The 6101-nt window shown below is 47.4% G+C and carries 6 protein-coding genes; all 6 read left to right on the top strand.

The window, feature by feature from the left end; all coding sequences use genetic code 11:
• The first annotated feature begins 9 nt into the window (after window positions 1-9).
• From ACFVQB_RS33280 to ACFVQB_RS33305, 6 genes are read left to right on the top strand one after another with little or no spacing between them, the layout of a single operon-like run.
• Window positions 10-1116, top strand: a complete 1107-nt coding sequence (locus ACFVQB_RS33280) for a glycosyltransferase family protein (protein WP_379449508.1) — start codon at window positions 10-12, stop codon at window positions 1114-1116.
• Complete coding sequence (locus ACFVQB_RS33285; RefSeq protein ID WP_379449510.1) at window positions 1088-2263, top strand: radical SAM protein; 1176 nt, start codon at window positions 1088-1090, stop codon at window positions 2261-2263. Before ACFVQB_RS33280 ends, ACFVQB_RS33285 begins: the two co-directional genes overlap by 29 nt.
• A 60-nt stretch (window positions 2264-2323) precedes the next feature.
• On the top strand, window positions 2324-3307 hold the full coding sequence (locus ACFVQB_RS33290) for an ABC transporter ATP-binding protein (protein WP_379449513.1): 984 nt from the start codon (window positions 2324-2326) through the stop codon (window positions 3305-3307).
• Window positions 3304-4113 carry an ABC transporter permease gene (locus tag ACFVQB_RS33295; protein ID WP_379449516.1) on the top strand — a complete coding sequence of 270 codons (810 nt, stop codon included), beginning with the start codon at window positions 3304-3306 and terminating at the stop codon, window positions 4111-4113. Before ACFVQB_RS33290 ends, ACFVQB_RS33295 begins: the two co-directional genes overlap by 4 nt.
• A 12-nt stretch (window positions 4114-4125) precedes the next feature.
• A complete protein-coding gene (locus ACFVQB_RS33300) occupies window positions 4126-4929 on the top strand; it encodes an ABC transporter permease (RefSeq protein WP_379449518.1) in 804 nt (267 codons plus the stop codon).
• A 12-nt stretch (window positions 4930-4941) separates the two neighbouring features.
• A complete protein-coding gene (locus ACFVQB_RS33305; protein ID WP_379449522.1) occupies window positions 4942-5985 on the top strand; it encodes a hypothetical protein in 1044 nt (347 codons plus the stop codon).
• Window positions 5986-6101: the final 116 nt, after the last annotated feature.

Below are 6101 nucleotides of genomic sequence, written 5' to 3' on the forward strand. Positions count from 1 at the left end.
AGGCTGCGCATGAATTCATCTTCGGTTACCCTGCTTGCTTCGGGCAATTCGCTTGGTGCATACATTCCGGCTATGCATCTGCATACGTACCTGCAAGATAGAGGTGTTAGAACGGACGTTTACGTTCTGGAGAACCTGTATCATGAAGAAATCAGGTGCAAGATTAATTCCACCAAAAAAGCATTTCATGCCGATTTCTCTGTTGCCCTTATGGGGCATAAACTGGCGAAGCCTGTAGACTCTTCCCTGAATGAAGCGGAAGTCCAGTTGCTGTTGGACTCCTGGATACGTAATGGGGTATCTCATTTTGCTGTGTTTACCGGTTTTTGGCTCCCGATCCTGGAGTGCTACAAAGCCATTGCGCACATACCTCTGGATATTCAACTGATCCGCTTGGATGCGTGCGATACGCCATCGTTTAAAGTACACAAGTCCTTGTATCCGGACTACGATAACGTTTGGATTTACGAGCCTTCAAGGTTGTCTCCAGATTGCTATATTGCCTCAGATGAAAAGGAACTCCTGCCATATGCACAGCGTGACGGGCGCATTCTGATCCATGGCGGCGGCTGGGGACTTGGGACGTACGCGTCAACGATTGCAGAGCTTCGTCATCTCGGTTACCCGCTGGATGTGATCGTCTACGATCCTTCCGAGGTGGAGGAGGACGATGGGTGCACACGCTATTTCGGAACAGATGCTTCATGGAATCCGTGGAGTCGGAATGCCCAGGGACAGCATTCATTCCCGCCAATGAATCAATATGTGCGTGAAGATGGCATTCTTCGGGCAATTCCGCTATGTGATTACTCCGCTTACACGGACCTGATGCGCAATTGCGCTGCCATTATCAGCAAGCCGGGAGGAGCGACACTGAACGATTCGTTGTCCTACGGAATCCCTTTTGTCATGTTGGAGCCGTTCGGCGACCATGAGCTTCAGAATTCAAACTATTGGCAGTCCTGTGGTTTCGGTATCCGGTTCGCGGAATGGAAAGCCCTACACTACTCGGAACAACATCTCGAAGAAATGTACAGACGTTTGCTGGAGCAGCGATCAAAAATCAATCATTTGGGGAGGAAAACGTATGCAGCCGAAAACAGCAGTTACGTTTGATAAGCTGACATTCCAAAATATGAAAAGAACCCTCGTTCCGCTCGCGGAAACGGGAAGGAAACGCCGGGAGGACCCGACGTATGCCGCACCCGTGCCTTATGAGATCGGAATCAAGCTTAATAACGGCTGTAACCTGCGCTGCAAGCATTGTTTTGAATGGAATCCAGACGGCTTCCATCACGGCTTTGCCAGTGAAGTGAAGAGAGACGAAATCGAGATTCCCGTCGTGGAGAAACTGTTGGCCGAAACGAGAGAACGCAAATCACGTGTGTTTCTGTGGGGCGGAGAACCGCTGTTCTACTCCAAGTTTGATGAACTGGCAGAACTGTTGGCCAAGGAAGACCGGCATACGACCATTTGTACAAACGCGATTCTTATTGAACAAAAGCTGGATTCCATTTTGAAAATGTCTAAGAATTTAGTCATGCTGGTCAGCCTGGAAGGATTCGAGAAGGAGAATGACGCGATTCGGGGCAAAGGCACGTTCAAAAAAGTAATTCACGCCATACAGCTGCTGCTGGATCTGCAAAAGCAGGGCTTGTACAAAGGTAAAGTGTCCGTTGCTCTGACAGTAAATGACCAGATGGTCGATCAGCTTTATAGCTTGATGGAATTCTTTGAAGAGTTGGGCGTTGATTCCGTATACTTCTGCTTCCCTTGGTATATCCCTTCCGAAACGGCGGAAAAAATGGATACCTACTTTGATGCCCACTTTCCGCACCTTGCCTCCCGCTTTGCGAGCGATCACAAGAACAGCTGGCACTCTTTCACGTTTCACATCTCGCCGGACCGTTTCGACACATTAATTGAGGAATTTAAACGAGTTAATTCACGTGTGTGGAATGTACGTATCCGCTATCAGCCTGCGCTTGAGCCCGAAGAGGTAGAAGGATTTATTCGGGGTAGCGAAAAGCCAGCCATGAATCGGACCAAGTGTTTCTCGATCTCAAATCGGATGGACGTGATGCCAGACGGTAAGGTCAATCCATGCAAATTTTTTCCGGAATTCAGTGTCGGAAATTTATACGAAGAAAGTGTGGCCGATATTTTCCACGGGGAGGATCTGCGAAAACAACGCGAGATTCTGGCCTGCGGTCTGACACCGATTTGCTCCAAATGCGTGCTTCTGTATAACAATGGAGTTTAATCGCTTTAACTTTAATCCGCCCAATATGGGAAAACATGCAATCATTCAGGAGGAGCGGGGATGGACTTTATCCGTGTACGGGAACTGCATAAATCGTTCGTATATTACCGGAAAGAAGCAGGACTCAAACATTCACTGAAAAACTTGTTTGCTCGCAAATCACTTGTGAAGGAAGCGGTTAAATCCGTTTCCTTCGATATTGGCCCCGGAGAGTGCGTTGGATTTCTGGGTCCGAACGGAGCAGGTAAAACCACGACGCTCAAAATGTTGTCAGGCATCCTATATCCGACAAGTGGAGAAGCCGACGTACTTGGTTATGTACCTTGGGAGCGAAAGAACGAGTTCAAACGGCTGTTCTCCATTGTGATGGGTCAGAAAAATCAACTTTGGTGGGACCTTCCGGCCAGCGATTCGATTTATTTGAACAAATGTATATATGACGTGGAGGATGAACTCTACCGTCGAAGTCTTGCCGAACTATCGGAAATGCTTGATGTGCAAGACCTACTGGATGTACAGGTACGCCGACTGTCCTTGGGTGAACGTATGAAAATGGAGCTGATCGCCGCTCTGATCCACCGACCGAAGCTGTTGTATCTCGACGAGCCGACGATTGGCCTGGATTTCCCCTCTCAGAAGAGGGTCCGGGAGTTTCTGAAATACTATAATGAGCAGTTTGGCGCAACGATCCTGCTGACGAGCCACTACATGAAGGACGTGGAGGACCTGTGCAAGCGGACAATCATCATTAACGAAGGAAGTCTTCTGTATGACGGAGATCTTCATAAGATTAACGATCTTTTTGGAGAGCATAAAATTGTAAAGCTGCAGTTCTCGGAGCCGGTTGCCGAGCAGCGGTTGGCCAAATTTGGGAAAATGATCAGCGCAGACGAATACAGCGTTGTTCTGGAGCTGCCCAAACACCGCCTAAAAGAAGTATCGCGAGCTGTGCTCGATTCGTTTCCGATTGTTGACTGGACGATTGAGGACGTGCCGATCGAGGAGAGTATCTCCATGCTCTACCAAAAGGAATCCGTCGGATGAATGGACGCAAATTGTATACGGCTGTTTTTTCGATGGGTGTGCAGCAATCGATGGAATACCGATTTCACTTCTTTCTTGGTCTTCTCGGAGCTGCGTTTCCGATCCTTGTTCAGTATTTTATATGGACAGCGGTGTACCAACATTCCGGCGAAACGGCGCTATTCTCGTATTCATATAATCAAATTATTTTGTATACGATCTTGGCGGGCTTGGTATCCAAACTGATCGCTACCCAGTTCGAGCACCAGATCGTCGACGATATCAAAAACGGCGGTCTCAACAAGTATTTGATCAAACCGGTCAGCTACTTCGGGTATCGACTAGTATCCTTTTTTGGACAGAAGGCGATCTATTACGGCGTTACAGCTGTGCTGCTCGTCGGGATTATCTGGATCTCATCTGCCGGTGGTGTGCTTGAGTTCCAGGTCATACGGATGATCTTATTCGTCGTCACGCTGTCCGGGGCGCTTTTGCTCAATTTCTTGATCTCCTACTGCATCTGTGCAAGTGCTTTTTATCTAAATGAAATCTCTTATTTTTTCGTTATTACGAGTCTGCTCGTGAATATTCTGAGTGGAGGTATGTTTCCATTGGAGATTTTCGGGGATTCAATTGTGGAGGCACTTCAGTACACGCCGTTTCCGTATACGATTTATTTTCCGGTCAATGTGCTCAGCGGTAAAACGGAAGTGGCGGCGATGTATCAGGGATTGCTCATCCAGTGCGGGTGGATACTCCTGTTTTTATGGCTATCCCGTCTAACGTGGCGGATATCCATGAAGAAATATTCAGCGGTTGGGGGGTAGCGGAGATCCCATATGTTTAGAGCCATGAGAAAATACGCACATTTGTACGGCATGTTCATCAAAAATTGTCTCATTGCCCAGATGGAGTTTCGGGGCAATTTCATGATGAGCCTGCTAGTGGAATCCGTCTACCTGCTCGCCAAACTGTTATATGTACTCGTTGTGTTCCGCACCGATCTTCACGTCGACGGCATACCACCCGAAGGGCTGCTTCTATTTATAGGCATGCACACCGTGGTGACAGGTATGTATGTCGGGCTGTTTTTCACCAATTTTACGAAAATTCCGGAATATATTAAGGACGGCTCGCTTGATTTAATGTTAACGAAGCCGGTTTCTCTTCAATTTATGGCTTCCTTGCGTTATGTCGATCTGGCACTGCCAATCCCTGATATTTTGGTTGGTTTCGTCATGATTGGTATTGGCTGGCATGCCATGGACATACCCCTGACGTTTCTCCAGTTTGCAGGGTTTACACTGCTGTTATTCGTCTCCGTTATCATCACATACTGTCTAATGATTATCCCTGCATTGCTGTCATTTCGGTTCGTTCAGACGGGTTCTGCATCGGAGATCGCCCATTCCGCCTGGGACGCCAACAATTTTCCAATGGCGATATACCCGACTTGGGTCCGGCGGATCGGTACCTTTGTCATTCCGCTGTTCCTGATTACCAATTTCGGACCGATGTTCCTGCTGGGACAGCTCAGCTGGCTCTATACAGGACTGGCACTGCTCGGTTCGCTTATACTCTTCACAATAATACGCTTGCTCTGGAAACAGGCTGTGAAGGGATATAGTAGTGCAAGCAGTTAAGGGGGAGAAAGAATGAATGCTGTTCAGCTACCCGTGTTGAATCCGCCGCTTAAAGGATTTCTGCGGTGGGCTTACACGCTTTCGATTACCAGTGCACATGAGGAAACGATTCCTTGGTATTACAGCAATTTCATTCAGTTGTCCTGCAAGAAAACCTTTCTGGAGGATGGCAGACAGTTTTATATCGATTTTTTCCGGGGCAAGCCCAACGAACTGAATTTCAATAATCCATTTTTACTCACATGCTCTGTGAATTATACGATTCTGGAGCATTTGGTGCTGGACGCCTGGCCCCAATTTTTCGCGGATCAGATTCGCAGCGGCTATTATTGTGTCGTGTTTTTGGACGAAGCCAAGCTACCGCCAGCGGCGGCCTATCAGCAAGAACCGTTTCCTCATCATCTTTTTCTATTCGGTTTCGATTGGGACAAACGTGTTTTCGATGCCTCCATGTTCGACCATACGGGAGTTTACCGCAATGTACAGATTCCGTTCACGGAGTTTCTGGATGCTGTCCATTCCATGAGATATCTGCTCAGAGAGGGACTTACCGCGGATCATCACACTTATTTTTACAAATACGAGCCGCATTCCCCGTATCCTTTCGATAAAATCGTAGCACTCGACCAACTGCATGATTACCTGAACGGAGAGACCCATCTGAATCGCATTAATTACAATCCTGACGACGAACAGGCTTTCGGAATTAACGTCTACGACTACATGCAAATGTACTATGATGCCGTAGAGAGCAACGATCCTCGCCTTGGTGACCGTAACAATGTGAGGCATCTTCATGTGCTCTGGGAGCATAAAAAAATGATGAGTGAACGGATTGCCTACTTGATAGATGAGGGGATGATCCCATACGACGAAGAACTTGTGAATGGCTATCAGGATATAACTACCAGGGCAATGAAGCTAAGGGATCAATACATTCGTCATGAAATTCGTGAAGACAAGGCAGTGTTTGCGAAGGTAAGACTCCGATTGGAGCAGTTCCGCAAGGAAGAGCCTGTTCTGCTGCAAAGACTGATTTCATTGCTCGAAAAGTAAATAAAGAAGGCCGTTCCCTTGATAAATTGTACCCTCTGTAAAGGACATTTAAAAAAAAGGTTAGGCAACTTCTTTAAGCTGCTGTCTGTATTTTGCAGGCGGTAGCTTTTTTAAAT

Origin of the sequence: Paenibacillus sp. NPDC057886 (genome assembly GCF_042796655.1) — a bacterium.
Taxonomy (GTDB): Bacteria; Bacillota; Bacilli; order Paenibacillales; family Paenibacillaceae; genus Paenibacillus.